Annotated in this window: 28 protein-coding genes; 12 read left to right on the top strand and 16 right to left on the bottom strand. The window is 32.6% G+C overall.

Annotated elements, in window-relative coordinates; genetic code table 11:
* Positions 1-27 precede the first annotated feature (27 nt).
* Both BM289_RS04685 and BM289_RS04680 read left to right on the top strand, forming a co-directional pair.
* On the top strand, positions 28-1,173 hold the full coding sequence (locus tag BM289_RS04685; RefSeq protein WP_244165324.1) for a helix-turn-helix domain-containing protein: 1,146 nt from the start codon (positions 28-30) through the stop codon (positions 1,171-1,173).
* 158 nt (positions 1,174-1,331) lie between these two features.
* On the top strand, positions 1,332-3,716 hold the full coding sequence (locus tag BM289_RS04680) for a TonB-dependent receptor (RefSeq protein WP_091491249.1): 2,385 nt from the start codon (positions 1,332-1,334) through the stop codon (positions 3,714-3,716).
* A 193-nt stretch (positions 3,717-3,909) separates the two neighbouring features.
* Here the strand turns inward: BM289_RS04680 and BM289_RS04675 are convergent, their stop codons facing one another.
* Positions 3,910-4,578 carry a ZIP family metal transporter gene (locus tag BM289_RS04675; protein ID WP_091491247.1) on the bottom strand — a complete coding sequence of 223 codons (669 nt, stop codon included), beginning with the start codon at positions 4,576-4,578 and terminating at the stop codon, positions 3,910-3,912.
* A gap of 63 nt (positions 4,579-4,641) precedes the next feature.
* Positions 4,642-5,406 carry a class I SAM-dependent methyltransferase gene (locus BM289_RS04670; protein ID WP_091491246.1) on the bottom strand — a complete coding sequence of 255 codons (765 nt, stop codon included), beginning with the start codon at positions 5,404-5,406 and terminating at the stop codon, positions 4,642-4,644.
* 148 nt (positions 5,407-5,554) lie between these two features.
* Between BM289_RS04670 and BM289_RS04665 the strand changes: the two genes are divergently transcribed.
* The 3 genes from BM289_RS04665 to BM289_RS04655 all read left to right on the top strand — a co-directional run bounded on the left by BM289_RS04665 (position 5,555) and on the right by BM289_RS04655 (position 7,871).
* Positions 5,555-6,718, top strand: a complete 1,164-nt coding sequence (locus BM289_RS04665; RefSeq protein WP_091491244.1) for a THUMP domain-containing class I SAM-dependent RNA methyltransferase — start codon at positions 5,555-5,557, stop codon at positions 6,716-6,718.
* Between the two features lie 203 nt (positions 6,719-6,921).
* Complete coding sequence (locus tag BM289_RS04660; RefSeq protein WP_091491243.1) at positions 6,922-7,158, top strand: hypothetical protein; 237 nt, start codon at positions 6,922-6,924, stop codon at positions 7,156-7,158.
* 20 nt (positions 7,159-7,178) lie between these two features.
* On the top strand, positions 7,179-7,871 hold the full coding sequence (locus BM289_RS04655; RefSeq protein ID WP_091491241.1) for an aspartate/glutamate racemase family protein: 693 nt from the start codon (positions 7,179-7,181) through the stop codon (positions 7,869-7,871).
* Between the two features lie 156 nt (positions 7,872-8,027).
* Here the strand turns inward: BM289_RS04655 and BM289_RS04650 are convergent, their stop codons facing one another.
* From BM289_RS04650 to rlmD, 3 genes are read right to left on the bottom strand one after another with little or no spacing between them, the layout of a single operon-like run.
* A complete protein-coding gene (locus BM289_RS04650) occupies positions 8,028-8,816 on the bottom strand; it encodes a DUF6048 family protein (protein ID WP_091491240.1) in 789 nt (262 codons plus the stop codon).
* Complete coding sequence (locus tag BM289_RS04645; RefSeq protein ID WP_091491239.1) at positions 8,788-9,312, bottom strand: DUF6452 family protein; 525 nt, start codon at positions 9,310-9,312, stop codon at positions 8,788-8,790. The genes BM289_RS04650 and BM289_RS04645 overlap by 29 nt, the downstream gene beginning before the upstream one ends.
* Before the next feature lie 9 nt (positions 9,313-9,321).
* Complete coding sequence (rlmD, locus tag BM289_RS04640) at positions 9,322-10,734, bottom strand: 23S rRNA (uracil(1939)-C(5))-methyltransferase RlmD (RefSeq protein ID WP_091491237.1); 1,413 nt, start codon at positions 10,732-10,734, stop codon at positions 9,322-9,324.
* 161 nt (positions 10,735-10,895) lie between these two features.
* Here rlmD and BM289_RS04635 point away from each other — a divergent pair, with 161 nt between their 5' ends.
* Positions 10,896-11,945: a sensor histidine kinase gene (locus tag BM289_RS04635; RefSeq protein ID WP_091491236.1), complete on the top strand. Its 1,050-nt coding sequence runs from the start codon at positions 10,896-10,898 to the stop codon at positions 11,943-11,945.
* A 43-nt stretch (positions 11,946-11,988) separates the two neighbouring features.
* Here BM289_RS04635 and BM289_RS04630 read toward each other — a convergent pair whose 3' ends face one another.
* From BM289_RS04630 to epsC, 4 genes are all read right to left on the bottom strand, one after another.
* Entirely contained in the window at positions 11,989-12,390 is a 402-nt protein-coding gene (locus BM289_RS04630; RefSeq protein WP_091491234.1) for a hypothetical protein, read from the bottom strand.
* 88 nt (positions 12,391-12,478) lie between these two features.
* A complete protein-coding gene (locus tag BM289_RS04625; RefSeq protein ID WP_091491232.1) occupies positions 12,479-13,465 on the bottom strand; it encodes an aldo/keto reductase in 987 nt (328 codons plus the stop codon).
* Between the two features lie 120 nt (positions 13,466-13,585).
* Positions 13,586-14,473, bottom strand: coding sequence for a cysteine synthase CysM (gene cysM / locus BM289_RS04620; protein WP_091491231.1), 888 nt, complete (start codon positions 14,471-14,473; stop codon positions 13,586-13,588).
* Between the two features lies 1 nt (position 14,474).
* A complete protein-coding gene (epsC, locus tag BM289_RS04615) occupies positions 14,475-15,266 on the bottom strand; it encodes a serine O-acetyltransferase EpsC (RefSeq protein ID WP_091491563.1) in 792 nt (263 codons plus the stop codon).
* Between the two features lie 190 nt (positions 15,267-15,456).
* Between epsC and BM289_RS04610 the strand changes: the two genes are divergently transcribed.
* Positions 15,457-16,158 carry a DUF1003 domain-containing protein gene (locus tag BM289_RS04610; protein ID WP_091491229.1) on the top strand — a complete coding sequence of 234 codons (702 nt, stop codon included), beginning with the start codon at positions 15,457-15,459 and terminating at the stop codon, positions 16,156-16,158.
* A gap of 71 nt (positions 16,159-16,229) precedes the next feature.
* On the opposite strand, the gene BM289_RS04605 is transcribed toward BM289_RS04610, so the two are convergent.
* Positions 16,230-16,508: a DUF2752 domain-containing protein gene (locus tag BM289_RS04605; RefSeq protein ID WP_091491228.1), complete on the bottom strand. Its 279-nt coding sequence runs from the start codon at positions 16,506-16,508 to the stop codon at positions 16,230-16,232.
* Between the two features lie 130 nt (positions 16,509-16,638).
* Here BM289_RS04605 and BM289_RS25390 point away from each other — a divergent pair, with 130 nt between their 5' ends.
* Complete coding sequence (locus BM289_RS25390; RefSeq protein ID WP_167365378.1) at positions 16,639-16,788, top strand: hypothetical protein; 150 nt, start codon at positions 16,639-16,641, stop codon at positions 16,786-16,788.
* 1 nt (position 16,789) lies between these two features.
* Positions 16,790-17,341 carry a Smr/MutS family protein gene (locus tag BM289_RS04600; RefSeq protein ID WP_091491226.1) on the top strand — a complete coding sequence of 184 codons (552 nt, stop codon included), beginning with the start codon at positions 16,790-16,792 and terminating at the stop codon, positions 17,339-17,341.
* Between the two features lie 137 nt (positions 17,342-17,478).
* On the opposite strand, the gene BM289_RS04595 is transcribed toward BM289_RS04600, so the two are convergent.
* Complete coding sequence (locus BM289_RS04595) at positions 17,479-18,477, bottom strand: hypothetical protein (protein ID WP_091491225.1); 999 nt, start codon at positions 18,475-18,477, stop codon at positions 17,479-17,481.
* An 87-nt stretch (positions 18,478-18,564) separates the two neighbouring features.
* Between BM289_RS04595 and BM289_RS04590 the strand changes: the two genes are divergently transcribed.
* A complete protein-coding gene (locus BM289_RS04590; protein ID WP_091491223.1) occupies positions 18,565-19,689 on the top strand; it encodes a cysteine desulfurase family protein in 1,125 nt (374 codons plus the stop codon).
* 263 nt (positions 19,690-19,952) lie between these two features.
* Here the strand turns inward: BM289_RS04590 and BM289_RS04585 are convergent, their stop codons facing one another.
* Together BM289_RS04585 and BM289_RS04580 are read right to left on the bottom strand one after the other, a co-directional pair.
* Positions 19,953-20,522: an L-threonylcarbamoyladenylate synthase gene (locus BM289_RS04585; protein WP_091491222.1), complete on the bottom strand. Its 570-nt coding sequence runs from the start codon at positions 20,520-20,522 to the stop codon at positions 19,953-19,955.
* 103 nt (positions 20,523-20,625) lie between these two features.
* Entirely contained in the window at positions 20,626-21,579 is a 954-nt protein-coding gene (locus BM289_RS04580) for a WaaS/CpsH family glycosyltransferase (RefSeq protein WP_091491220.1), read from the bottom strand.
* 60 nt (positions 21,580-21,639) lie between these two features.
* On the opposite strand from BM289_RS04580, the gene BM289_RS04575 reads away from it, so the two are divergent.
* Complete coding sequence (locus BM289_RS04575; RefSeq protein WP_091491561.1) at positions 21,640-22,404, top strand: lipopolysaccharide kinase InaA family protein; 765 nt, start codon at positions 21,640-21,642, stop codon at positions 22,402-22,404.
* On the opposite strand, the gene BM289_RS04570 is transcribed toward BM289_RS04575, so the two are convergent.
* Both BM289_RS04570 and BM289_RS04565 read right to left on the bottom strand, forming a co-directional pair.
* Positions 22,385-23,158: a glycosyltransferase family 2 protein gene (locus tag BM289_RS04570; protein ID WP_091491218.1), complete on the bottom strand. Its 774-nt coding sequence runs from the start codon at positions 23,156-23,158 to the stop codon at positions 22,385-22,387. The genes BM289_RS04575 and BM289_RS04570 overlap by 20 nt on opposite strands.
* Before the next feature lie 18 nt (positions 23,159-23,176).
* Positions 23,177-24,241, bottom strand: a complete 1,065-nt coding sequence (locus BM289_RS04565) for a glycosyltransferase family 9 protein (RefSeq protein ID WP_091491217.1) — start codon at positions 24,239-24,241, stop codon at positions 23,177-23,179.
* A 131-nt stretch (positions 24,242-24,372) separates the two neighbouring features.
* Here BM289_RS04565 and BM289_RS04560 point away from each other — a divergent pair, with 131 nt between their 5' ends.
* Positions 24,373-25,122 carry a glycosyltransferase family 2 protein gene (locus BM289_RS04560; protein WP_091491215.1) on the top strand — a complete coding sequence of 250 codons (750 nt, stop codon included), beginning with the start codon at positions 24,373-24,375 and terminating at the stop codon, positions 25,120-25,122.
* Between the two features lie 130 nt (positions 25,123-25,252).
* Here the strand turns inward: BM289_RS04560 and BM289_RS04555 are convergent, their stop codons facing one another.
* The gene (locus BM289_RS04555; RefSeq protein WP_091491214.1) at positions 25,253-26,011 is read right to left on the bottom strand and encodes a glycosyltransferase family 32 protein; all 759 of its coding nucleotides are present in this window, start codon (positions 26,009-26,011) and stop codon (positions 25,253-25,255) included.
* Positions 26,012-26,108: the final 97 nt, after the last annotated feature.

Genomic DNA, 26,108 nt, shown 5'->3' with positions numbered 1-26,108 from the left:
ATATTTGTTGAATAACCTATAGAAAGAATGATGAATATAGACAGCCTTTTGAATGTTATGAGCTGGATTTCAGTTTTTGTTTCGTTATTACTGGCATTCTTTTTACTCACTGTAACGACCAAAAATAAGCTGGCAAACAGGCTTTTCGCTTTGTATTTGCTGTTTTTTGCAATTGATAATATTGGGATTTTTATTAGTGATGATTTTGTGAAATCCCATTTTAATTTGGAATTTTTCAGATGGACTACTTGCGCTTTGACACTTCCAGTTTTCTATTTGTACATCGTATCAGTTTGTTTTACGGATTTTCGCTTAAAAGCCAGACATTTACTTCATACTATTCCATTTATTGTTACAAATGTGGCATTTACAATTAGGCTTTATATTTTGAATGATGCAGAAAAAGGACAGTTTTATGACCATCGCAGTCAAATGCCGGAATTGTATGTTTTCCAAGTAATGTTAGGAATTCAGATTGTAATTTATAGTATCGCAGTATTTTTGGTTTTGAAGAAATATAGAGAACTCTATCAGGAAAATTATGCGAATCCTAAAACTTCTATTTTCAAATGGTTGTTTCAGTTAGCAACCGTAGTTTTTGCTCTGTATTATTTATCAATGGCAAAAAATAGTTTGCGATATACAGATTTCAATTCATTATGGATTTGGGCCAATGTTATGATGCAGTTTTTGGCCTTGGTAATAACCTGCTGGTTCGTTTTGAATGCGTTGAATCATCCAGAGCTTTTTAGAGGTATCGATTCAAAATTAGAACTGACAAAAGATATGCTGCATAAGCATAATGAAACAGTCGAGATAAAAGAGAATCAAAATGAAGCGATTGCTGCACAAATAGCCGTATTGAAACAATACATGAGTGAAAAAGAGCCGTTTCTTGATCCGTCGCTTACCATTCAGGAACTTTCGAATCAGATTGATATTCCTGTTCGGGATTTATCCATTTTGATTAATCATCATATCAATCAGCATTTTTTTGATTTTGTGAATGAATATCGCATTCAAAAAGCCATGAGTATCTTGAAAAATCCTTTGAAAAATGACTTAACTATTTTAGAAATTTTATACGAAGTGGGTTTTAATTCGAAATCGTCTTTTAATACTTATTTTAAAAAATATACCAATTTAACGCCGACAGCTTATAGAAACGCTTGAAAATAAGTGTTTTGTAAAAAGTCGAACTTCAACTCTAATAAAGTCGAACCAATTTCTTTAGCAGAAAATGGTTCGACTTTTTTTTCTCGGTCGAAATCCGAAAATTTCTAAGGCAACTTTGCTTCAAATTAATCGAAACAAGTTAAAAATTAGAAATCATGAAAAAAGTAACTCTTTTAATCTTTTTAGTCTTGCCTTTATTTTGTTTGGCACAATCATTTAAGTTAAAAGGAAAAATAGCCAGCGAAAAAACTCCATTAGAATGGGCAGACGTTTCAATTTTAAATTCTGAAGGGAAAATTATGGATGGAACCACAACTCAAAAAGATGGTGTTTTCGAAATGAATCTTAAAAAAGGTTCGTATCTGATAGAAATAACTCTTTTAGGATTTACGGATTACAGAAAAGAAATCACTGTGGAGAAAGACATAGATTTGGGCACAATTATTATGATTGAAACGGCAACAAATTTAGGAGAAGTTGTAATTCAGTCTAGAAAAAAGACAATCGAACAAAAAATAGATCGATTGGTTTATAATCCAGAAAATAATGCAACAACTGCTGGAGGCGACGCTTTGAGCGCGATAAATACGGCACCTGGAGTTGTGGTAAAGAATAATGCGATCAATATATTGGGAAAAGGAGTTTCGAGAGTTATGATTGATGGAAGAATGGTTGAATTAACAGGAGAAGAACTGAATAATTTCCTAAAATCTATTTCGGCAAGCGATATTAAAAATATTGAAATTATAAGTAATCCATCTGCAAAATACGAAGCTGAAGGAGATGGAGGATTGATTAATGTGGTGATGAAAAAAGGAGCTCGAAATTCATGGAAAAACACCACTACGGCTTCATACGATCAAAATAAGTACGGAATTTATGCTTTAAGAAATAATTTCTTCTACAATAAAGATAAGTTTCGATTTTCGGCTAGCATTAATGGAAAAGCAGGCTATAGAAACCTAGAAGAAACGCTTGATATGTATTTTGATGAAGGGCCTTCGAAAATGAAAGCTGTAACAAAATTTAATGAGGAAAGCTTATCTGGAAAATTGGCTTTAGATTATGATCTTTCAGAGAAAACGACAATTGGTTTTCAGGTTTTAAAAGATAAAAACAATCCAGATTTCGATTCGGATATTCGAATTAATAATTATAATGCTCAAAATGAATTAAGTAATTATATTCTTAATGAAAGCTTTTTAGATAGAAAATCGGGTAATCAGACTTACAATTTGCATTTAATTACAAAACTCGATTCTCTTAACCGTAAATTATCATTTGATGTTGATTATTTCAGTTATAATTCAAAATTTGACAGAGATTTTATTGCTGATAATTATGAAGCAGACGGAACTTTTGTTGGCGTAAATCAGTCAGGAAGAAATCTTTCGAATCAGGATATTGATAATGTGAGTTTCAAGGCAGATATGGAACATCCGCTTAAAGAATTGAATTTATCTTATGGAGCAAAAGTGAGTTTTACAAAAAGTAATAGTGATGTTGCTTTTTACAATACGATTACTGGAATTCCGGAATTAGATCTTAATCAGACCAATCAATTTAGATACACAGAAAATAACCAGGCCGTATATATAAACGGAGATAAAAAAATCAATGAGAAATGGAATTTTCAATTAGGATTACGTTTAGAAAATACACAGACAAAAGGTTTTTCTGAAACGTTGAATCAAGAAACCATCAATAATTATTTCAAGCTGTTTCCTACCTTTTTTGCTTCTTATGAGAAAAATGAAAACAATAGTTTTAGTTTCAATTACGGAAAGAGAATCCGCAGACCTGGTTTTTCTATGCTGAATCCGTTTCGAGTTTATATTAGCAGTAATAGTTATTCTGAGGGAAATCCGTTTTTGAAACCATCTTTTAGTGATAATTTTGAATTGGCTTATTCCTATAAAAAAATATGGAGAACGAGTATTTTCCTGAATGCAATTACAGATGGTTATGGAGTAATATTTACCTCAAATCCAGAAACGATGACACAGATTATTTCGAGAGAGAATTATTTTAAAGGTCTTAATTACGGAATTGGAGAGACTTATTCGGTAAGTTTCGCAGATTGGTGGGAAAGTGAGAATTCATTATATCTTTTAGGTTCAGACATTAAATTTATAAAAGATATCAATGCAACGCCTGTAAATGGTCTTCAGTTGGATTTTTCAACAAATAATTCCTTTTCATTGGGTAAAACAACAAAACTGCAGCTTGATTTTAATTATACATCGCCTTATAAAAGTGGTTTGTATGATACAGGTTATACATCTAGTTTGAACATTGGATTTAAACAAGATTTGCTGAATAAAGCAATGCAGATTTCCTTTTTGATAAATGATATTTTCTATACGTCTTATTTGAAAAATGATGTTTCGATTGTAAATGGCGTAAAACAAGTTTACAGTCAAAAAGAAAGTAATCGATTTGCTCGTTTAACCGTAGTTTACAATTTTGGAAATAATAAAATCAATGTAAAAGAGCGCGCTTTTGGAAATCAGGATGAGAAGAAAAGAACGGGGAATTAAATTAGAAAATGAGTCAATTTGATAATTAGATAATTTTTATTCTAGACGTGAAAACCTGAAACTTAAAACTCCAGTTTGCGTGAGGGATAGGAGCTAGCTACCGAAGTAGCGCGGATAGCCCGACCGAATTTGCAAAAGGCGCACATAAGCGGTTTGTTAAATAGCGCCTTTTGTAAATTTGGGCACGCCCAGATTATAAAAAGTAAGCCAATAAAATTCCGAGAACAATCATAGATACTTTGGCTACATTGAATTTGTGTCCTTCACTGCTTTCAAAGATAATTGTAGAGGATATATGGAATAAAATACCAATTACAATGGCTGTAATTTCGGTGTAATAATCGTTTAAAAAGGCTAAATATTCAGATGCAATTGTACCAAGCGGTGTCATGATGGCGAAAACCAACATAAATGCAAATATGGCTTTTTTGTTTAAATCGGCATTGATGAAAAATGTTGTTAGGATTACGGCAATTGGCAAATGGTGAATGGCAATTCCGATGGCTAAATCATGATGATGACTTACCGGAAATCCTTCTAAAAAGGCGTGGATACACAAACTGATGAATAGAAGCCACGGAATCTGAGACATTTTTGCATGTCCGTGAACGTGTCCGTGTTCGGCCCCTTTGGAGAAAAACTCTAAAATGATCTGGAATAAGATTCCGATCATGATAAATATTCCTATTTTATGATTGTGAGAGGCATAAACTTCCGGAAGTAAATGCATCACGGTTAAAGACAATAAAAAAGAACCGCTGAAAGCCAGCAGTAATTTTAAATTGGTTTTGCTTTTGGGTTTAATAAACAAAGCCACACTATATCCTAAAAGTACAGAAAGTAAGGGTAGTAGATAATTCATTTAGTTAAGTTGCTATCTAAAAAGTAAATGGTTGTTTTTTAATGATATAAAAGCGATACTAATTTACTTAAAAATCATGATTAATCTTTCGCTTTCGGTTTTATGGAATTTTTTGAGTTTGTAATCTCCGAAAATATCCAGAAGATAAATACCCGCTTCGTCCATTAAATCCTGAAAATCTTTTAAAGTTAAGGCTTTTACCTTTTCTGTAAAATGATATTTTCTGCCTTTGTCTTCAAAATCAATTTGTTTGAAAATATGTCCGTCTTCAACATATCTTTTAATATGGAAATCAATTTCGTCAACCGTTTTGGTTTCTTCGGGAACCAGATTTTCGATTACGTTGGCTACGTTCATGAAATCGATAACAGCAAATCCGTATTCTGAAAGGCTTTCTTTTATCGCTTTTAAAGTGGTCAGGTTATCATCGTCGTTTTCGAAATAACCAAAGCTGGTAAATAAATTGAAAATAGCATCGAACTTTTCTTCAAACGGTTCGCGCATATCGTGAACTTTAAAATGCAGAGTTTCGTTGCTGTTTTTGCTGGCTTCCGTAATGCTGTTTTCAGACAAATCGGCGCCCAGAACATCAAACCCCAACTGATTTAAATAGATAGAATGACGGCCTTTTCCGCAGGCTAAATCCAATACTTTTGCTTTTTCGGGTAAGTTTAGATAGTGCGTTAAATTGTCCATGAAAACCTGAGCTTCACGATAATTACGATCCTTGTAAAGAATATGGTAATAAGGTGTATCAAACCATGAAGAATACCAGTTTTGATTATCACCATCCTGATTCGGAATTGATTCGTTATGCGTTACAGACATTTATTCTATTTCAATTAATTTAAAGTCCGGCAAATTTAGTGTATTTTTGCCGAAAAATAACTATTTGGCAACGATACATTGTTGCATTATGTGAAGATGCAGGATTGGCATCTTTTAAATTTTAGTTTTTTTTAATTTAAAAGAAAAGATGGAAGAAAATTTTAAAATGATTGCCAAATGTTTTTTTGGCTTTGAAGAAATATTAGAAAAAGAACTACGTACACTTGGAGCCCAGGATGTTGAAAAAGGTGTGAGAATGGTGAGTTTTAAGGGAGATAAAGGTTTTATGTATAAAGCTAATTTATCTTTGCGTACGGCTCTTAAAATCTTAAAACCCATTTATTCTTTTAGAGCAAACAATGAGCAGGCCTTATACAAAGGAATTTTGGGTTTAAACTGGTCTAAATATTTAAATGCGAATCAGACTTTTGTGATTGATACGACGGTTCATTCTACATATTTCAATCATTCTGAATTTGTTTCTCAAAAATGTAAAGATGCTATCGTAGATCAGTTTAGAGAAAGAACGGGACAGCGCCCAAGTATTGATAAACAATATCCTGATTTACGAATTAATATTCATATCGATAAAGATCAGGTTTCTGTGGCTTTAGATACTTCGGGAGTATCTCTTCATCAGCGTGGTTACAGAACTGCTACTAATATTGCGCCTATTAATGAGGTTTTGGCTGCAGGAATTCTATTATTGTCAGGATGGGATGGACAAAGTCATTTTCTGGATCCAATGTGCGGTTCAGGAACTTTCTTAGCTGAAGCTGCGATGATTGCGTGTAATATTCCAGCAAACATCAACAGAAAAGAATTTGCTTTTGAAAAATGGAAAGACTGGGATAATGATTTGTTTGATAAAATCATTGACAGTTTAATGAAAAAAACACGAGAGTTTCATTACACAATTAAAGGTTTTGATAAAGCACCAAGCGCTGTTAGCAAAGCAAAAGATAATATTAGAAATGCTAATTTGGAAGATTATGTGACTATTCGCGAAGATAACTTTTTTGATAGTGAAAAAGAAACAGAAGGAAAACTTCACATTGTATTCAATCCGCCGTATGATGAGCGTTTAGATATTCATATGGAACGTTTTTACGCAAATATAGGTGATACTTTGAAAAAGAATTATCCAGGAACAGATGCTTGGTTTATTACAGCAAATCTAGAAGCCTTGAAATTTGTAGGATTAAAGCCTTCAAGAAAAATCAAACTGTTTAATGCAAGTTTAGAGGCACGTTTGGTTAAGTACGAAATGTACGAAGGAAGCAAGAGAACGAAATTTCAGGTTTCTGAGTAGTTAAAAAGATACAAAGTGACAAAAATACAAAGTGACAAAAATTGAAGGTAAATCTTTGGAGCTTCAGCACAAAAACAGACCTTTTAAAGGAATATTAAAAAATACAATTTGATTTGTTCAAATAAACAAAGTTTATAGATCAACAAAAGAAAACCTTTGTCGCTCTGGAACTTTGTCACTTTGAACCTTAAAAAAAGAAAAAAATGTCAAAACTACAAGTAAGAGCTTTTTTATATCAATTAGGATGTTTTGCAGTCCTATTTTTAGCGTTCCGATTTTTAATCGCCGCTTATACTGGTTTAACCGGAATCTGGATTCCGTTAACTGCTTTTGTAATTGGAACTATTATTGGGCCGAAATTTCAAGCAGCAAGAACTAAAGACGGAGAGAAGCTTTTTATGAAATGGATTTTTATAAAAGGGATTAAAGAAATTGGATAATTAAAACCGAATATAGTTTTATGAAGAAAATTGGACTTATCGGCGGCATCAGCTGGGTTTCTACATCAGATTATTACACTTTAATTAATAAAGGAATAAATGAAAAACTCGGCGGATTGAATTTCTCCGAATGTTTGATTTACTCGTTTAATTATGCCGATATCAAAAAGAATAACGATGCCAACGATTGGGATTCGACTTTTAAAATGCTTTTTAAAGGCTGTGAATTCTTAAAGTCGGGCGGGGCAGAAGCGATTGTTTTATGCGCCAATACGATGCATTTAATTGCCGATAAACTTCAGAAAGCAATTGATCTTCCTGTTATTCATATTGCAGAGGAAACTGCTTTAGCAATCGAGAAAAAAGAAATTAAAAAGGTTGGTTTGTTGGGAACAAAATTCACCATGGAATTAGATTTCTTTAAAAATAAATTGACTCAAAAAGGAATTGAAACCCTAATTCCAGAATCTGAAGAAGATAAAGATTTTGTTCATTGGACTATTTTTGAAGAATTAGGTAGAGGAATTGTAACCGAAGAAACCAAGAAACGTTACCTTGAAATTGCCAATAAATTAATTGAGAATGGCGCAGAAGGAATCATTCTAGGTTGCACCGAAATTCCGTTAGTAATAAAAGAAGGAGATTTAACAGTCCCGATTTTTGATACTACTTTGATACATACAAAAGCAGCAATTGATTTTCAATTATCATAATTCTAAGTTACTAAGATTCTAAGTTTCTAAGTTTACAGTTTTTAGAAGTAATGATGCCTTAACAATATAAAAAAAGCGAAAAATTCAAGTTGAATTTTTCGCTTTTTTTTAATCTTAGAACCTTAGTATCTTAGAATCTCAGCATCTTAAAAAAAACTATTTCTTTTTAGGAGCTGTGCTTTTTTCAGGAGCCATTATTTTTTTCTTGTAAATCGGAATGAAATAAGAAACGGTATAATTAAATCCAACCCCAAAACTTCCATCGTAAGTTCTGTTGAATCCAGGGATGTAAAGATTATCAAATCCGCTTGGTTTTTTGTTTGTAGCCAGAAGTTTTAACTGTACACCAAAGCCAACAAAAACATTATCAAAAACCTCTGCTTTTAATCCTAGAACAACTTCTAGCCAGCTTGCGGTAAGACCGTTATATTTTTGATTTACGAGTACAGAAGGTTGTTCACCCCAATATGGATGCGAATTGTAGATTTTATAACTGTTCAAATCTTGGCTAAAAGCACTAAAACCACCACGCATTCCAATTGTGATAAGGTTTTCCATGTCAAGCCAGTTTTCATAAAAATTATAATCAAATCCGGCTTTTACATAACTTCCAGCAGCTGATGAATTTAGTCGATCGTCGTCTGTTGTTTTGTTTTCATAACCTAATTCTGCAGCTAGATAATATTTTTTGGTTAATCTCCAGTCTCCAACAAATTCTATCCCTTTATAATCTTTGTCATAAAGACCTCTTGTAAGTTTATATAAGTCAACCCCAACACGAAGGCCATAACGGTCCGTTTTAATGACGCTGTCTTTTTTAACTTCCTGAATCTCTGGTTTTACAGTTTCAGTTTTTGGTTTAGAAGCAGGTGTTTCCTGAGCTTGTCCCAGAAACATTGATAGCAAAAAGCAAAAACTAAAAAACGATGTTAATGTGTGTTTCATCTTCTGATACAATGTTTCTATTTAATACATTAATATTAAGCATCCAGTTAACACCATCTGGATCGGTGCGAACGACTGGAGCTGCTTGGTCTAAAATATAGTTCATTTTATAGCCACAGGCTCTTGAAACATAAATACTTTCGCGAGTATATCTAAATGTTAGAATATCAGTATTTCGGCCTGTTCCGGAAGCGTTATAAGTAAACTCGTAAGTTGTGGTATCAGAATCTGTTCGTAATGGAATTGAAACCGTACTTGCATTTACATAATACTGATTATCATCTGTTGCATTTTTATTAAAAATAATCGGATTTTCCTGATCTTGACCTTTTACTGTCATATTAACAACAGGAGCAGGAGTTGTAGGATCTATATCGTCATAAAACGTAATAACCAATCTGGGTGTCGTTGGGGTATTAGCATCGCATATATCATCTTTCTCGCAGCTGGATAAGCCAAAAGTAAAGAGCAGTAAAATTGAAACGAATTTTTTCATGTATTTTTTCTATCGAAGTTCTAAAAGTACAACATTTTCAACGTGATGTGTCTGCGGAAACATATCTACAGGTCGTACACGTGCAACTTTGTATTTTTCATCCATTAAGGCCAGATCACGAGCTTGAGTTGCAGAATTACAGCTTACATACACCACTCTTTTTGGCGCAATTTTTAAAATTTGTTCCACTACATCTTTATGCATTCCGTCGCGAGGCGGATCTGTAATAATGACATCAGGTTTACCGTGCTGTGCAATAAAGGCTTCGTTGAAAACGACTTTCATGTCTCCAACAAAAAACTCACAATTGGTAATATTATTGCGTTCAGCATTCGCTTTTGCATCAAGGATTGCTTCAGGAACACTTTCAACGCCAATTACTTTTTTAGCTTTTTTAGAAACGAATTGTGCAATTGTCCCTGTTCCAGTATATAAATCATATACAGTTTCGTTTCCGGTAAGTCCTGCAAAATCTCTTGTGATTTTGTATAACTCGTATGCCTGATCTGAATTGGTTTGGTAGAAAGATTTAGCATTAATGCTGAATTTTAATCCTTCCATTTCTTCCAAAATGTAATCTCTTCCTTTGTAAAGAATAACATCCTGATCGTAAATCGTATCGTTTGGTTTCCCGTTTACTACATATTGTAAGGAAGTGATCTGTGGAAATTTCTCGTACAAATGATTCAAGATTAATTCTCGGTTTTCTTTATCTTCCTCGAAAAACTGAATTAAAACCATAATTTCTCCTGTAGAAACAGTACGAATCATTACAGTTCTCAATAATCCAGAATGTTCCCTCGGATTGAAAAAAGCTAAATTATGCTCGTTTGCAAAAGCTCGTATTTCATTGCGAATGGCATTTGAAGGATCTTCTTGTAAATGACATTTGTTAATGTCCAGAATTTTATCCCACATTTTTGGAATATGAAATCCTAAAGCATTTCTGTTTCCTAAATCTTCAGTGCTTCCAATTTCTTTTTCTGTTAGCCATCGGCTGTTTGAAAAAGAAAATTCCATTTTATTTCTATAGAAAAATTGTTTCTCAGAACCCAAAATATCTTCGAATTCCGGAAGCTCTATTTTTCCAATTCTTTGTAAGTGATTTTTAACTTCGTTTTGTTTGAATGCAAGCTGTTGGCTGTATTTCATATTTTGCCATTTGCAACCGCCGCATACTCCAAAATGCTCGCAGATAGGATCTACTCTGTAATCTGATAATTCGTGAAATTTTACGGCTTTACCTTCGTAATAAGCCTTTCTTTTTTTCAATGTTTGTACGTCAACCACATCTCCAGGCACAACATTCGGAATAAAGATTACTTTTCCGTCTGGTGCTTTGGCTACCGAAACTCCTTTTGCACCAGCATCAAGAACTTGAATCTGATGAAAGACAACTTTGTCTGTATTTTTTCTTCCCATAGCGCAAAAATAAGCCTTTGAAAACTTTTACAAATTTAATTTTAAAAAATTTTTAGAAAATCATCGAAAAATTAGTTTAATAGCAGATAAACATTAATTTTGTTTTGTAAGAAAACCCAATAAATTTACAAGTTTAACCTACTATTTACTGTTGCCTTTTCATGAAGTTGTACCACAAACTCTCACAGATCAGCTTTCTTAAAAAAAGTTATGCTTTTAAGTTCCTTTTTGTTGCTTTTATCGGTATTCATATTCCTCTTATAGGTATTTTGTTTTTTGTATTGTATTTTAAGCACAGTATTTCGCCCACTTCAATTTTGATTTTTTCGCTGGTTATGACATTGCTGGCTACAACAGTGACACTTTTGGTTTTAAATCTATTAATAACGCCAATAAAAAAAGCTTCAAAAGCATTGGACGAATACCGCAGTTCTAGAAAATTATCTGTTCTGCCAACAGAATACACAGATGAAGCTGGATTGTTGTTGTGTAATATCCATGAATCTATTTATGAAGCAGAAAGTTTTATCAATGAAAAGCAAGATTTGGTCTATATGCTTTCGCATGATTTAAAAAACTTTGCAGGAAATCCGCAGGGATTAGCAAAACTAATTATAAGTGAAAATCCTTCTGAATCCGTGGTAAATCTAGCGGAATTAATATGTGAATCGACTGATCTTCAATTCAGGTATATTGAAAACTTTATTAAACTGCTGAAAGAACAGGATGAAGTCGTAAAAATAAATCCAGAAATAAAAACGGTTCTGTTTCCTAATATCCTTCCTTTTATCAATGAACAAGTCGAACAACGTTTATTTGATAAAAACATAAAGTTGAATTTGGTTTTAGAATGTGTTGAAGCCAAACTTAAAATCGACGAAGGTCTTTTAATTCAGGTTCTGGTTAATTTAATCAGTAACGCCGTGAAATTCTCCTACTTTGATAGTGAAATTAAAGTCCGAATTTATTCTGAGGATTCTAAATTAATTGTGACAGTAAAAGACAACGGAATTGGTTTTGATAAACATCAAATTGAAGAACTATTTAAAAAATTTACCAAAATGAGCCGACTTGGTACAGCGAATGAAGGTTCTACCGGAATTGGTCTGTATTTGTGCAAGAAAATCATAGAACGCAACAAAGGCCGATTGACCGCCTCAAGCGATGGTAAAAATAGAGGTGCAGAATTCAGAATTGAATTTGATATTTAAAGAAAAAAGGTTACTAAGAATTTAGATCTCAGTAACCTTTTTTTTATTGATGCGTAACAAAACTGTATATTAAAGATGGTTTTCCATCTATACATTCAATGCTAGTTGGTGCTGGTCTTATAGCACAGTCGGATGTATAATATACGCCCCATTTTGCGTCAAACTTTCCTTGAGCTTCACGATATTGGTCAATTTTTTTTCGAAAAATGGCTACATCAACTGCTTTGTTATAGATAATATATCCTGAGCAGTTTGATGGAGAGTATTTCATAAACGTCCATTCTTCTGGGTTGGTACAGGATTTTGAGTTAATTTGAGAATAATCAATAATTTCCTGATACATTTTGTCAAGTCTGGCTTGCTCTTCTTCACGTGTACTTTCGTCTTTACTACAAGAGATAGTCGTAATGCAAATCGCAAGCAGAAAAAAGGAGAATCTTTTCATAATTTATGGTTTATTGGTTAGTATTTTATAACTAGATGCAATAAACCATAAATGGTTGCGTGTTTATGAAAGAAAAAACTTAAAAATTTCACCAAAGCTGATGAACAGCTGGTTTTATATACTCTGTATAAATTTTATTCATTTCTGAGATTTGTTCAGAAGACAATTTAGGAGCATCATAAACCGATAAATTCGATGAAACGTGATTTACTTTTGAAGCACCTGGAATAATACAGCTTACTTCATTAAAACTTAAAATCCATTGTAATGCAATTGGAGCAAGATTTTCTCTTCCCGGAAACAATGCTTTTAAAGCTTCAACAGCTTTTAAACCTAAGTTGTAATCAATTCCAGAGAACGTTTCGCCTTTATCAAAAGCTTCTCCGTTACGATTAAAATTACGATGATCTTGAGGTTCAAAAGTAGTTTTTTCGCTGAATGTTCCTGTTAGAAGTCCGCTCGCTAGTGGAACTCTGGCAATAATTCCAATATCTTTCTTTTTAGCTTCAGAGAAAAACAATTCAGAAGGACGCTGGCGGAAAAGATTGAAGATAATTTGAACCGTTGTGACATTCGAATATTCAATTGCTTTTAAAGCTTCTTCAACTTTTTCAACGCTTACACCAAGATTAAGTATTTTTCCCTGTTCTTTTAATCGGTCAAAAAGTTCAAAGATTTCTGGACTGTAATATACTTCTGTCGGCGGACAGTGCAGCTGAATTAAATCTAATGTTTCTAAACCGGTTCTTTTTAAACTGTCCTCAACAAATTTTTGAAGCACTTTTGGAGTATAACCCTCATTTACATGCGGATTGATTTGACGCCCGCATTTTGTAGCCACAAAAATACGTTCAGAGCGAGAACGAACTACTCGTCCAACGGCAGTTTCGCTTAATCCATTTTCATAAACATCAGCAGTGTCAATAAAGTTTACGCCATTGTCTATGGCTGTATTCAAAAGTTCGTCGGCCGTTTTATCATCAAAACCCGAACCCCATTTTCCTCCAACCTGCCAAGTACCAAGGGAGATTTCAGAGATATTAAAGTTTGTTTTTCCTAGTTTTCTGTAGTTCATTTTTTTTCTTTTTAGTTACAAAGACTCAAAGAGACAAAGTGACAAAGATTTTTTGTTGAAAAGATTCAAAGTTTTTTACTCAGTTTAAAAACCTTTGTCACTTTGCAACTTAGTATCTTTTTAATCAAATAAATCCGAAGACAAGTAACGATCGCCTCTGTCGCAGATAACGGCAACCACCACTCCGGATTCTAATTTTTCGGCAATTTTTAGGGCTACAGCCACAGAACCGCCACTGCTCATTCCTGCAAATACGCCTTCTTCAAGAGCTAATCTTTTAGTCATTGCACGGGCTTCTTCTTCGCTTACATCGACAACCGTATCTACTTTGGATGCATCAAAAATTTTCGGAAGATATTCTTGTGGCCATTTACGAATTCCTGGAATTTGTGAACCATCGCTTGGTTGTGCGCCCACAATTTGAACATTTGGATTTTTTTCTTTCAAATAAGTCGAAGTTCCAATAATGGTTCCTGTAGTTCCCATAGCCGACACAAAGTGTGTTACAGTTCCTTCAGTATCGTTCCATATTTCTGGACCCGTCGTTTTGTAATGCGCTTTCCAGTTGTCGTCATTAGCAAACTGGTTGAGCATTAAGTAACCGCCTTGAGCCACTTTTTTATCTGCATAATCACGTGAGCCAATAATTCCTTCGCTGGCAGGCGTTAGAATTACGGTTGCACCATAAGCACGCATAGTTTGTGTGCGTTCTTTTGTTGAATCTTCTGGTAAAATCAATTCGATTTCAATTCCGAATAATTGAGCAATCATGGCAAGTGCAATTCCGGTATTTCCACTGGTCGCTTCAATTAATTTATCTCCTTTTTTGATATCGCCTCTTTCTAAAGCAGCAGCAATCATGTTGTATGCAGCTCTGTCTTTTACGCTTCCTCCAGGATTGTTTCCTTCTAGTTTGAGTAAAAGTTTTACATTTTTATTTTTAACCAAATTGACAGTTTCCATCAAAGGAGTATTCCCAATTAGGTTTAATAATTTCTGTGGACCCATTTTATTTTTTTTCTTTTATTTTAACTTCTGTGGTAGTGGTGTTTAAGACGATTGAATCTTCAGGAATAGATTTAGTAACCCATGCATTTCCGCCTACAATACTATTTTTTCCAATTACAGTTTCGCCTCCTAAAATTGTGGCATTAGCATAAATGCAGACATTAGCCTCAACTGTCGGGTGTCTTTTTGCATTTTTCATTTCTTTGCTTACGCTTAATGCACCCAGTGTAACACCTTGATAGATTTTTACATTTTTTTTAATTACAGTAGTTTCGCCAATAACAATCCCCGTAGCGTGATCGATAAAAAATGGAGAGGCAATATTGGCACCAGCATGAATATCTGTTCCTGTAATTCGGTGTGCATATTCGCTCATTAAACGAGAAAAAAGAAGTAAATCCAGATGATATAATTCGTGGCTTAATCTGTAAATGGCGATGGCATAAAAACCAGGATAGCCTAAATAAACTTCGTCTATACTATTTGATGCTGGGTCATTTTCTAAAATATACTCCGCATCCTGATTTAACTTTTCTAAAACTCCAGGGAGTTTTTCAAGAAAACGATCCCAAATCGATTCGCATAGATTTTCGGGTTTTTTGCAGGCCAAAACAGCAATTTCTTTAAAACGAAATTCCAGCTCATCAATACTGTCGTCTAAGGCAGCATTAGAGTCAAAAAGGGTGTAAAAAAGCTTTTCTGTAAAGTCTTCTGTCTTGGTTTTGATGCCGTAATTAATATGTGAATGACTCTTTAAAGCCCTAATATTTTGTATGATAGTGTCTTTTGTCACAGTGGTAAAAATGAATGAATAATTTTGGAACGTTAAAAGTAAGGCGTTTTTTGGAAATAAAGTCACGATTTAACTAAAGAAATTTTCTTTGAAGAGTCTCATTTGTGATAAAAAAGGAATGCTAAACAGTTCTTTTTTATGCAATTCTTAAGAAGTTAATTACGTAAATTAGCTTTCAAAACAAATTAAAATGAAAAACGGCCAGACATTTAAAAGTGCAATTTCAGGACTTTCTTTCGCGGAAAGCGAGAAAATTTATGGGAAATCGATCCACAATCCTATTTTGGATTTGATTAAAAAAGAATATCCTGATTTTAAAGATGAAGACTGCATTGCTGTAAACGAATTAAACTTGTATCGCCAAAAATACATTTCAAATTATCTTTCGACTGAAATTGGAGCACTCTCTGCAATGGAGAAAAATGTAATTGATTCCTTAAAAGAAGATAAATCGATAGTAAGCCAAGTCGAAGACGAAGAAGAAACCCGAAATTTAGGACAACGTGTAGCCGATAAAGTAGCTGATTTTGGCGGAAGCTGGACTTTTATTATTTCGTTTGTAGTTTTTATTACAGTCTGGATTGGCTCAAACGTTTATATTTTTTTAAATAAAGGTTTTGATCCTTATCCATTTATCCTGTTGAATTTAATTCTTTCCTGTGTTGCCGCATTACAAGCGCCAGTTATTATGATGAGTCAAAATCGTCAGGAAGAAAAAGATAGAAACCGTGCCAAAAAAGATTATATGATTAATCTAAAATCAGAATTAGAGATTAGGTTGATTCATGATAAAATAGATCATTTGATTATGCACCAGCAGCAGGAATTAATCGAAATCCAAAAAGTGCAAATCGAGATGATGAATGATATTTTAAATCAGATTAAGAAATAAAGGTTTTTAAAATTCCAATTTTTTAAAATCCCAAATCCCAATATCAATTTCAAAAATCAAAAATCAAAAATCTAAAAGTGTTTGAAGTAATAACCTCCAAGCATAAAAATGAGATTTATGCCAGCCATTCCCCAAACTAATTTTTTGTATTTTTTTGATTTATCAAAATAATGAAATGTTGCAAAAGCAAAGAGCAAAAGACAAGAATATATTGCCGGATACATTTTAAAAGCGGCTAAAAACTCTCCCTGAAAAAGTAAGAATAAAGACCGCTGAAAACCACAGCCCAAACATTCAAATCCGAAGAAGGTTTTGAAGAGGCAGGGAATCATATATTTTTCTAATATCATACCGGATCTTTTTGCAATTTTACTAAAAAAATATGACAAAGGTTAGAACTAGAATAGAGGTACTACTATAAAGTTTTATATTTTTGAAATCTTAAAATTTGAATTGATGAAAGCTTTTAAAATAATAATAATGATTCTTGCGATTTCTGTGGCATTCTATGAGCAGGCTTCGGAAGAAAAAAATATCTATATCACGATTATTGCAATTGTAGTTTTCATGTTTGGAATGATGCAGCTGAGCGCTAAAACGCCAAGTAAAAATAACGATAAAGAAGAGTAAGATGCTGGTAAAAGGAGATAAGGTTTCTGTATTGGATGAAGCCATAAACGGAACTGTCGTTTCGGTTAAAAACAATGAGGTTTTGATTGAAACTGAGGATGGATTTATGATGACATTTTTAGTCAATGAACTTCTTAAAGTTCAAGAATCCAGTGATTTAATGAATTCTATTAAAAGAGTTGATTTAGATGAAGCTTCAAAAGACAAAGTAGAGCCAAAGCCAAGAAGTTTTGTAAAAGAAAAGAAAGATAAACGAGATGTTGGTGTTCCAGAATTTGATCTGCATATCGAAAAATTAGTTCCCAATAAACGCGGTATGTCCAATTATGATATTTTGACATTACAGACGGAAACCGCAAGAAGACATATTGAATTTGCGATTCGAAACCGCATTCCGAAAATCGTTTTTATTCACGGTGTCGGCGAAGGAATTTTAAAAGCAGAATTGGATTTCTTATTGGGACGTTATGACGGAATAGATTTTCAAGATGCCAATTATCAAAAATATGGCCTTGGTGCAACAGAAGTTTATTTTAGGCAAAACAATAAATAAAATAAACCTACACCGTTTAAAACGGTTATTTTGAATATAAAAAAAACGTCTGTTTTTCGAAGCTGATTTCAAAATTAAATCAGATAGAAAAACAGACGTTTTTTTGTAAGAATTTAAAAGGTGTTTTTTTAGTTTCTTTATGGAGTAACTTCTAATATTCCTAGAGAGAAAGTTGTTGGAAGATCAAAGGTGTTTTTATCTTTTAACATCGTTACTCTTTTTAAAACAATCGAGTGATAATAGGTATTTCCTACTAATGTTGTCGTTACCTGTATCATACCAGTTTCTTTTGTTGCGTCTCCATTTTGTCCTATCCAATCTTCAGCAATAGTTGGAACTGTTGGGAAACTGGCATTACAAAAATAGTTTTTAGTAAAAGATCCAGTTTCTTTTTGTACACTTTTATAATATACCTTATTGGTTGTCGAACCTACTAATTGAGTTCTTGGCTGTCCAGGAAGAGTAACTTCATTTTTTAATAAATCTGGATCCATATTGTCAATCATAACAAAAAATGCAGCACTGTAATTATATACTCTCTTTAGATTGGTATCATTGGTACATGTATAAGCAGTTTCAGGGGTATCAAATATTAAACTTGCAGGAACGCTTGTTGTAGAACTAATTGTGCCAAATGGGTATGTGGCATAAGTTTGCGGTTTTGAATTTGAAATATTGAAAGTAATATTTGTGAAATTAATATTGTAATTGTACCCTATCAGTTTTGTACTTCCATCATCAGCACGCTCTGATGTCCTTTGTTCTACATTAATATTGATTTTTCCAGATGTAGCAATCCATTCTTCTATTACTTTAGGAGTGCTTGGCGGTATAAGTCCGCAAATGTTATCAGCTACCAGTGTGCCATCATATGCTCTGTAGATTGCGCGATAGTTTCCATTTCCTCCGGTAGGAATATCATATACATAAGTACCGGGATTATTTACTAGACCTCCAGTTTTAGGCATTTGAAGTAAAAAAGCCTCTCGAGATTTTAATTGATATAGTAAAGTGTTGTCTTCAGAACAACTAACAGGGGTTACATTGTCAAAATTTATTTCTTGAACGGTCAAATCTCCATCATCACATCCATTCAGTAAAAAAGCAAATAATATAAGGGAAAGGTATTTTTTCATTGTAAAATTTATTTGGGTCAAAAATAGTGAAAAAAATGGCAAATGATATTTAAGATTTGACAATTGATATTTCTTAACTTTGCAGCAATGAAAAAAGTATATCTAGATAACGCCTCAACAACGGCAATGCGTCCCGAAGTAATTCAGGAAATGACCAAAGTAATGTTGGAGGATTTTGGTAATCCATCGTCTACACATAGTTTTGGACGAAATGGTAAAACAATATTAGAGCTTTCAAGAAAGAGTATTGCCAAACATTTAAATTGCACTGCTCAAGAAATTATTTTTACTTCTGGAGGGACTGAAGCGGATAACTGGATACTACGCTCGGCTGTTGAAGATTTAAAAGTAGAACGAATTATTACTTCAAAAATAGAACATCATGCCGTTCTGCATACTGTTTGGGCGCTTCAGGAAGAATATAAAATTCAGGTAGATTATGTGAAAGTAAATCCTGATGGAAGTTTAGACTTAACTCATTTGTCTAATTTATTGGCAGACGAGAAAAAGACCTTGGTCAGTTTAATGCATGTCAACAACGAAACCGGAACAATTTTAGATTGGGACCGCGTTGGACTTATCTGCAAACAGTATAATGCGTTGTTTCATTCGGATACCGTTCAATCTATTGGTAAAACTGAAATCGATCTGCAAAAAACACCTGTAGATTTCATTCTGGCTAGTGCACATAAATTTCACGGTCCAAAAGGAATCGGATTTGCTTTTGTTCGAAAAAATTCTGGTTTGCAACCATTATTTTTTGGAGGAGAACAAGAAAAAGGACTTCGCGCAGGAACCGAACCCGTCCATCAAATTGCAGGAATGGCAAAAGCTTTGGCTATTTCTTATGAAAAATTAGATGAAGAAAGGACATATATTTCGGGGCTAAAAAAATATCTTATTGAACAATTGGAATTTCATTTTCCTGGCTTTAGAATTAACGGAAGAAAAGACGATTTCTATAATATAATCAACATCATATTGCCTTTTTCATCAGATAAAACTTCGATGCTGTTGTTTAGTTTAGATATGAAAGGAATTGCGGTTTCTAGAGGAAGTGCTTGCCAATCAGGAAGTATCAGGCCTTCTCATGTTTTAAACGAAATGCTTTCTGAAGCCGATTTAAAACTGCCTAATCTCCGAATTTCATTCAGTCATTATAACACTAAAGAAGATATTAATTGGCTTATTGAGAGTTTGAAAATGGTCTAAGATAATAAGATTCTGAGGTTCTGAGATTCTAAGTTTTTTAAGCTCGGAGTACGCTAAGAATTACACAAAGCTCGCTAAGTTTTTTTCAGAGCCATTAAAATGAAAAAGTTCGCAAAGTTTGTTTTGATAAAACTTTGCGAACTTTTTTAAATTCTATTTAGATTCTCAATAAAAGTTTCGTTGCGTACTTTGCGTAATTCTTAGCGCACTTTGCGGTAAAAACTATACTCAAAGTTTTTTTTCAAAAACTTGAAACAAAAAAACTATTTACGAATCACTTTTACCTGTGAATCATTTGTTAGTTTAATGATTGTTGAAGATTTCCCGTTTACTTTATCTTGGTTTAATTTAACCACGTAATCTACTCCATTTATAATTTCCGGACTTATGTCTTTAAAACTTTGCGGTGTTGGCTGTCCTGATATATTTGCAGAAGTTGAAACTAAAGGTTTTTTCATTCTTTCCATCAACTTGTAGCAGAAAGGTTCTTTTACCAAACGAACTCCTAAAGATTTGTCGGCAGCAATGATATTTTGGGCAACATTTCTGGCATCATCCAAAATTAAAGTTGTTGGTTTTTCAGATAAATCAATAATCTGCCAGGCAACTTCTGGAATGTCTTTAAAAACATTGTACATCATTTTTTCACTGTTCATCAAAACAATCATGCTTTGTGTTTCTGCACGCTGTTTTAATTTATAGATTTTGGCAACAGCATCGGCATTTGTAGCGTCACATCCAATTCCCCAAACAGTATCTGTTGGATAAAGAATAATACCTCCTTCTTTAATAACTTCGTAAGCATTGATGATTTCCTGATTGATATTTTCCATGAAAAAAACTTTGATTTTTGCAAAGATACTAATAAACTCAGGAAACAAACAAGATAGAAAAAGTGTGTTTTTGTTTATGAGAAAAAAAAGCTAATTTTTTGACTTATTGAAATATCACATTTTTACACCATCCCTCCAAAGTATATTTTTGATATATTGATTCAGGGATTTTTTCATATTCATTTTCGAAAAATGTGGCAGGAATAACTGGATTTTTTTCGTCAATAATTAGAATATTGTTCGGATTATAAAAATCATAATTTTTTATATCTGTGTTTGTTGTAATGAGTTTTTTGCTTAACCCTAAACTTTCAAAAACTCTAAAAGTGAGTCCTATTTGTCCGATACGGTTAATGTCTAATAAAACTTTGGAACGACTGATGTAATCATTCACCTCCGTTAAAGGCATGTGTTTTTGTATGTAGTGAATGTTTTTATCATCATCTTTTTGCTTTTTATCGTAGACAATGAATTTGAAATTTATTTTTTGAGAAGCTAAATTATTCGCAATTCTCTTCAAAATAGGAAGTCTTTTGTCTATTGAGCTGATATTGAAAGCATCGTATTTGAATTCATTCGTATTAACGCTACTATTTTCTGAATTGTAAATCCAGTTAGACGCAAATTTTAAATTATAGTTTTCGCAATCCTCTTTTTCAAATGAGAAAACTTCATCAAAACAATGAAGTACACGTTTGATTTTTGGACAACGGTAGATATTATCATTGAAAAAACCAACTGACTTTTTAGTATATTTTTTGAACTCTAAAATACTTTTTGGAGTTATAAAATCACCTTTAATTGTTAAGATAACATCTTGGGGCTGTTTGTTTTTTTCTAACTGTTTTAGTATTTCTTTTCCATAATGCAAATGCTTCAAATTTGTTTTGAAAAAGGCTTTTAATATAAAATTGTAAGCTTTATGCAATACAGAAGGGTATTTGAATTTAAAGGAACTGAAATCTATATGATGAACTGTATGGCCTTGTTTTTCTAAGTGAGCAGCGATATGTTTATTGAGTCCCCAGTTATCAAAACTTATTAGAGTAATGTGCATTATCTTGAAAATAGTTTTTATTAGTTGGTAAAACTAGCTAAATTTGCTGAAACAATTTTTATGATTTTAAGATTAAATCGCGGATATGAAAAATTTGAAAATATTCTTCTTGAATATATTCGTTTTTTTAGTACAAAAGGAGAGGACTTTGTAATTGGTCAGCGCAATCAGATAAAACTTTTTGATTTAGAGGATAAAAAAATAAACATAAAATCGTTTAAAGTTCCGCATTTCATCAATAAAATCGCTTATAAATACTTCAGGAAGTCAAAAGCAAAACGTTCTTTTGAGTTTGCAAATAAGTTACTTGAATTAGGTATCGGAACTCCAAAGCCGATTGCATTCGCTGAATTTTCATCAATAGTAGGTTTAGAAAAAAGCTTTTATGTGAGTGAGCAGTTAGCATGCGAACTTACCTATAGAGAACTTGTAGAAGATTCAAACTATCCTGATCATGAGAATATATTGAGACAGTTTACCAAATTCAGTTTTGATCTTCATGAAAAAGGAATTGAGTTCTTAGATCATTCTCCTGGAAACACTTTGATTAAAAAGAGAGAAAATGGAAATTATGAATTCTTTTTGGTTGACTTGAACAGAATGGAATTTCATAAAGCTATGAGTTTTGATATGCGTATGAAAAACTTGTGTCGCCTAACACCTGTAAAAAAAATGGTGGCTGTTATGAGCAATGAATATGCTAAACTTTATGGAGAATCGGAACAAAAGATTTTTGATACTTTGTGGAAATATACTTCTGAGTTTCAGGAAAGGTATTATAGAAAAAAACGCTTAAAAAAGAAACTCAAATTCTGGAAGAAGTAATTCTGAAAAATTCTTTGTATCGTATAAAAATGCTGTAAGCATTTAAATAGCAAATTGTAATTCCTTTTAGGCCGTCTAAAAAGCCAAATCTTATCAAATATTGGTATAAAAAAGTGTAAGTTGGATGTAAAAACTGTAAAATTCGAATTGATTTTTGCCCTTTTTTTATCTTTTCATTTGCTTTTAAAATTCCATACTTATACATTTTCATTTTATATTCTGAATAGGAAGTGAAAGAGTAGTGTATAAGTTTGTTTTTTAGAACAGCAGTTTTTCCATTTACGATTAGTTTTTCGTGCACCATTCTATCTTCGGTATATCTGCAGTGGGCTTTATTAAAAAGTCTGAAAATCTTGTCGGTCTGCCAGCCGCTAAAACGCAGTTTACGGTTTTTGAACATAAAAATCCTGTAAATCAAATAAGCACTTACGACATCTTTACTGTTTATTGTCGAAATAATTTCTGTTTTAAGTTTAGGAGTAAAACATTCGTCAGCATCAATAAACAATATCCAATCGTTTTTTGCTTGATCTATTGCAAAATTTCTTTGTGAAGTATAGTCAATAAACTGCTTTTGAATCAATTTAATATTGGGGAATGATTTCAGTATTTCAGTTGTAGAATCAGTACTGTACGAATCTACTATTATGATTTCGTCAGCAAAGTCAATACTTTCAATCAGGGATTTTATATATCGCTCTTCATTAAAAGTAATAATTAAAACAGATAATTTTTGTTCTTCAATACGATTCATCTAAATGCTTTTGTTTTTTCAATTTTTGTATTCTTGAAAATAAGCGTCTAATTTTTCCAGCATTAAAGGTAAAGGATATTCAGCATAATATTCAAAAGTATGATCTTTTATATATTGCTCTGTATGTTGTTCGTATATTTCCGGTTTTAAGTCTTTTAAGTGAATAGAAGCATTTTTAGCTTCATTTTCAAATAACTGCCAAGTTTCTTTTCTAACAGAAGGCGTAAATATTGAAAAAGTCGGAATTTCTAGTGCTTTTGCCATATTAACTGCTCCGCCTTCGTTTCCAATCAGCATTTCACATTGAGAAAGTAAAGCTAAAAATGTACGAAGCTCAGTGCAGTATAAGTCAAAAACAATATGTTTTTTTGTTTCTTCTGTGCAGTAATTATAAACTTCCAATGCCAAATCTTTTTGAAATGGAACGTAGTTAAAAATTATTGTTGCGTTGGTTTTTGCAACTGTGAAATCTATAATTTTTGCCATTCCTTCTAGAGGATATGTTTTAAAAGGTTCGCTTCCTAAAATGCCAAACATAATCAACGGTTTTGCCGTATCCACATTAAAACTCTTTAAGATGTTTTTTGCTTCTTCAATTTCAGAATCTTTTAAAAATATCTTTGGTTTTACATTGGTTATTTTTTCAGATATAAAAGGTTTCAAAAGCAATAATCTGTTCTCAATTGCTAATCCGTGTTCAGATTCAACTGCATCAAAACGCTCATAAGTGTAATTGTAGATTAGTTTTGTATATGATTTACGATAAGAAACCTTGTATTTAGCTCCAGAAAACAAAGTAATTAAGTTACTTTCAAGTTTAGAATAGACATCTATTACAGCGTCGTATTTTTTGTTACGAATCTGAAAAATGAATTTAAATAGAGAAGGAATCGATTTTCTGACTTTATTTGTCAGCACAACAATATTGTCAATATTTGGATTCTCTTTTAGTACATCTACAGAATTAGGATAACACATGTAATCAATTACCGAATCAGGAAATTTAGATTTTAAATTGTTACAGATTATGGTGCTCGTTAAAACATCTCCAATTCTTTTTTGCTGGATAATAAGTATTCTCATGTGGTATTATGAATTCGCTTTGGAGTCGCTAAATTACAAACTATTTTATGAAGTGTACAAGAGATGGGATTAATTAGATTAAAGTAAATTAAAAAGTTATATTTTTGCGCCTAGATAAATTTAAATTAAGAATGGAAATTAGTGGTTTGATTATTACTTTCAACGAAGAGAAAAACATTGGAAAATGTATTGATGCTTTGCTTAAAGTCTGCGACGAAGTAGTTATAGTTGATTCCTTTAGTAAAGACCGTACAGTTGAAATAGCTAAAGAAAAAGGGGCAAAAGTGGTAGAACAAGCCTATTTAGGAGATGGTCCTCAACGTGCATACGGGCTTCCTTTCTGTAAGAACGACTGGGTTTTAAACCTTGATGCTGATGAATTTATTGATAAAGATGCAGAAGATTTTATTTTAAGTAAAAAGTATCTAGAGGGAAATTACGATGCTTTTAGTTTTAGGGTTAAGAACTTTTTAAGAGATAAGCTTATTGATTTTTCGGGTTGGTATCCAGATCAGAAAGTACGTTTTTTCAACAAACAATCTGCACATTTCTCTGATGCTGTAATACATCAGAAAGTCATAACTAAGAATGAGAAGAAAGTATCTGTACATATTTTGCACTACGGCTGGGATTCTTATGACCAGATTATTGCTAAAAAGAATCAATATTCTGGATGGCATGCACAGCAACTTTATGAAAAAGGAAAAAGAATAAATGCTTTTAAGCCAGTCTTAAACGGGACAGTTGCTTTTATACGTTGTTATTTTTTCAAGAAAGGTGTTTTTAATGGTACTGATGGGTTGGCAATGGCAGTGATTCAAGCATTTTTTTCTTATGTGAAATATGTTAAACTACTTAAAATCCAAAAAGAAAATAAATAAAAATTTAGGTAGCAAGGCTGTTACTTTTTACGCCTTTCTTGAGGTTTAAGAAAAGCAATTTTAGAACACATGAAACTTTTGGTATATCAGAAGTTTCATGTGTTCTTTGTAAAAAGGAATTACTTAAGAATTAAACATCATTATTGATATGATAGAATTTCTCTCTATTTAAAAAATATTTTATTCGATTAAGAAAAATTAGAGGCGCTTTTTCTATTTTTCGTTTGGCGCTATCAATAAAGTAAGCTAAATCCTTTTTTTTGTTTACCCAAGAGTCTTCCCACCAATGGATACAGATAGTGTTTTCAGTAACGCAATCTGAAGTGAATTTTTCCAGCCATGAAAATGGATAAAAGTATTCGGTAGGAAGCAGGAGTACTTTTTTGAGATGCTGTTTTTTATAGGTATTTAAACCATATTTGTACAAAACACTGGTCACAATCGGAGGGCCTCCCATTGCATTAAAGTGTAATCTTTGTTTGCGTTCAGTAGCTTTAATGCAATCTAATATAAAACTACTGTTTTTTACTGCTCCAATAACTGCTGAATTCAAAGGATACTTATTATCTAAATTTGTTTGAAAGCCAACGAAAGAATCTTCGGAAAGCAATTCCTTGAAATTTTTCAAAAGTTCAATATCAGTGTCTAGATAGATGCCTCCTTCTGTGTAAATAGAGTATAATCTCATATAGTCAGAGATAAACGACCATTTTTTTTGCTTGTATAGTATTCTTAAAAATGGAAGCTTATCAAAAGGGGTATTGGACTCGTCCCATTTTTTTATTTCATAATCCGGAAGTTTAGCGCTCCACGATTCAATGCATTTTTTTATAACATCATTATATGCACCACGTCCATACCAACAAAAATGTATCTTTTTTGGAATCATTTTTTGTAATTTAATTAGTAATATTTTTTTACTCTAAAGCGTGGTATTTTTTTGTTTTACAAGAAAAAATAAAATCAAAAAGAATTTGAATTGTAAA

This window comes from Flavobacterium phragmitis (assembly GCF_900112575.1).
In the GTDB taxonomy this organism is placed as follows: Bacteria; Bacteroidota; Bacteroidia; order Flavobacteriales; family Flavobacteriaceae; genus Flavobacterium; species Flavobacterium phragmitis.
This window is presented reverse-complemented; position numbering and strand designations above follow the sequence as displayed.

Bases quoted from the DNA above. Each gene is read 5' to 3' on its own strand.
- BM289_RS04680 (WP_091491249.1), top strand. From the start codon at position 1,332: ATGAAAAAAGTAACTCTTTTAATCTTTTTAGTCTTGCCTTTATTTTGT.
- BM289_RS04625 (WP_091491232.1), bottom strand. From the start codon at position 13,465: ATGAACTACAGAAAACTAGGAAAAACAAACTTTAATATCTCTGAAATC.
- BM289_RS04685 (WP_244165324.1), top strand. From the start codon at position 28: ATGATGAATATAGACAGCCTTTTGAATGTTATGAGCTGGATTTCAGTT.
- BM289_RS04560 (WP_091491215.1), top strand. From the start codon at position 24,373: ATGGAAATTAGTGGTTTGATTATTACTTTCAACGAAGAGAAAAACATT.
- BM289_RS04660 (WP_091491243.1), top strand. From the start codon at position 6,922: ATGTCAAAACTACAAGTAAGAGCTTTTTTATATCAATTAGGATGTTTT.
- BM289_RS04590 (WP_091491223.1), top strand. From the start codon at position 18,565: ATGAAAAAAGTATATCTAGATAACGCCTCAACAACGGCAATGCGTCCC.
- BM289_RS04605 (WP_091491228.1), bottom strand. From the start codon at position 16,508: ATGATATTAGAAAAATATATGATTCCCTGCCTCTTCAAAACCTTCTTC.
- BM289_RS04570 (WP_091491218.1), bottom strand. From the start codon at position 23,158: ATGAATCGTATTGAAGAACAAAAATTATCTGTTTTAATTATTACTTTT.
- BM289_RS04575 (WP_091491561.1), top strand. From the start codon at position 21,640: ATGATTTTAAGATTAAATCGCGGATATGAAAAATTTGAAAATATTCTT.
- BM289_RS04665 (WP_091491244.1), top strand. From the start codon at position 5,555: ATGGAAGAAAATTTTAAAATGATTGCCAAATGTTTTTTTGGCTTTGAA.
- BM289_RS25390 (WP_167365378.1), top strand. From the start codon at position 16,639: ATGATTCTTGCGATTTCTGTGGCATTCTATGAGCAGGCTTCGGAAGAA.
- BM289_RS04650 (WP_091491240.1), bottom strand. From the start codon at position 8,816: ATGAAACACACATTAACATCGTTTTTTAGTTTTTGCTTTTTGCTATCA.
- BM289_RS04655 (WP_091491241.1), top strand. From the start codon at position 7,179: ATGAAGAAAATTGGACTTATCGGCGGCATCAGCTGGGTTTCTACATCA.
- BM289_RS04670 (WP_091491246.1), bottom strand. From the start codon at position 5,406: ATGTCTGTAACGCATAACGAATCAATTCCGAATCAGGATGGTGATAAT.
- rlmD (WP_091491237.1), bottom strand. From the start codon at position 10,734: ATGGGAAGAAAAAATACAGACAAAGTTGTCTTTCATCAGATTCAAGTT.
- BM289_RS04585 (WP_091491222.1), bottom strand. From the start codon at position 20,522: ATGGAAAATATCAATCAGGAAATCATCAATGCTTACGAAGTTATTAAA.
- BM289_RS04645 (WP_091491239.1), bottom strand. From the start codon at position 9,312: ATGAAAAAATTCGTTTCAATTTTACTGCTCTTTACTTTTGGCTTATCC.
- BM289_RS04580 (WP_091491220.1), bottom strand. From the start codon at position 21,579: ATGCACATTACTCTAATAAGTTTTGATAACTGGGGACTCAATAAACAT.
- BM289_RS04610 (WP_091491229.1), top strand. From the start codon at position 15,457: ATGAAAAACGGCCAGACATTTAAAAGTGCAATTTCAGGACTTTCTTTC.
- BM289_RS04600 (WP_091491226.1), top strand. From the start codon at position 16,790: ATGCTGGTAAAAGGAGATAAGGTTTCTGTATTGGATGAAGCCATAAAC.
- BM289_RS04635 (WP_091491236.1), top strand. From the start codon at position 10,896: ATGAAGTTGTACCACAAACTCTCACAGATCAGCTTTCTTAAAAAAAGT.
- BM289_RS04595 (WP_091491225.1), bottom strand. From the start codon at position 18,477: ATGAAAAAATACCTTTCCCTTATATTATTTGCTTTTTTACTGAATGGA.
- BM289_RS04675 (WP_091491247.1), bottom strand. From the start codon at position 4,578: ATGAATTATCTACTACCCTTACTTTCTGTACTTTTAGGATATAGTGTG.
- BM289_RS04565 (WP_091491217.1), bottom strand. From the start codon at position 24,241: ATGAGAATACTTATTATCCAGCAAAAAAGAATTGGAGATGTTTTAACG.
- BM289_RS04630 (WP_091491234.1), bottom strand. From the start codon at position 12,390: ATGAAAAGATTCTCCTTTTTTCTGCTTGCGATTTGCATTACGACTATC.
- BM289_RS04555 (WP_091491214.1), bottom strand. From the start codon at position 26,011: ATGATTCCAAAAAAGATACATTTTTGTTGGTATGGACGTGGTGCATAT.
- cysM (WP_091491231.1), bottom strand. From the start codon at position 14,473: ATGGGTCCACAGAAATTATTAAACCTAATTGGGAATACTCCTTTGATG.